A 1,191-nucleotide genomic window follows, 5' to 3' on the forward strand; every position below is an offset into this window, starting at 1 on the left:
CCCGCGCGAACACCGGAAACACCCCGTACAGACCCCGCCCCATCCCCACCCACTGACCACCCTGACCGGAGAACACGAACGCCGACCGACCCGGGTCGCGGGCCTCGCCGGTCACCAGCCCGGGGTGCGCCTCCCCGCGCACCAGGGCTGCCAGCGCCTCCGGTCCGGTCACCATGGCGCGGTGGGCGAACCTGGTCCGCGCGGCGAGCGCGGCGCCGATGCCGTCCGCGTCGGGGGCGTTGGCCGTGTACGCCTGCAGTCTGCGGGCCTGGGCCCGGAGCGCCTGCTCGGACTTGGCCGACAGCAGCCACGGCACCGGCACAACAGCTGTGGGCTCGGGTGTGGGACCGGCAGGGGACTCGGACGGCATCTCCTCGGCCGGTGCCTCCAGGATCACGTGCGCGTTCGTACCGCTGATGCCGAACGCCGAAACGCCGGCACGGCGCGGTCGCCCCGTCTCCGGCCACGGCCGGGCCTCGGTGAGCAGGGAGACATGGCCCGCCGACCAGTCGACGTGCGAGGTCGGCGCGTCGACATGCAGCGTCGGCGGTAACTGCCCGTGCCGCATCGCCATCACCATCTTGATCACACCCGCCACACCCGCCGCCGCCTGCGTGTGCCCGATGTTCGACTTCACCGACCCCAGCCACAACGGCTCCACCCGGTCCCGGCCGTACGTCGCCAGCAGCGCCTGCGCCTCGATGGGATCGCCGAGCGTCGTCCCCGTACCGTGCGCCTCCACCGCGTCCACCTCGGACGGCTCCAGCCCGGCATTCGCCAGCGCCTGGCGGATGACGCGCTCCTGCGACGGACCATTCGGCGCGGTCAGCCCGTTGGACGCCCCGTCCTGGTTCACCGCCGAACCCCGCACCACCGCCAGCACCCGATGACCATTGCGCCGCGCGTCCGACAACCGCTCCAAGAGCACGACACCCGCGCCCTCACCCCAGGCCGTGCCGTCAGCGGCCTCGGCGAACGCCTTCACCCGCCCATCGGCCGCAAGTCCCCGCTGCCGCGAGAAGTCGATGAAGGCGGCGGGTGTCGCCATCACCGTCACGCCGCCGGCCAACGCCAGCGAGCACTCCCCCGAGCGCAGGGCCTGCGCCGCCAGGTGGATCGCCACCAGCGACGACGAGCACGCCGTGTCCACCGAGACCGCCGGACCCTCCAGCCCCAGCAGGTACGACACCC

At 73.4% G+C, this 1,191-nt stretch carries 1 protein-coding gene; it reads right to left on the reverse strand.

Translation table 11 applies throughout. The features are described 5' to 3' along the window. A partial coding sequence (locus tag AB0E62_RS40055) for a beta-ketoacyl synthase N-terminal-like domain-containing protein (protein ID WP_362206090.1) occupies window positions 1–1,191 on the reverse strand: 1,191 nt, incomplete at both ends.

The organism is Streptomyces sp. NPDC038707, assembly GCF_040636485.1.
In the GTDB taxonomy this organism is placed as follows: domain Bacteria; phylum Actinomycetota; class Actinomycetes; order Streptomycetales; family Streptomycetaceae; genus Streptomyces.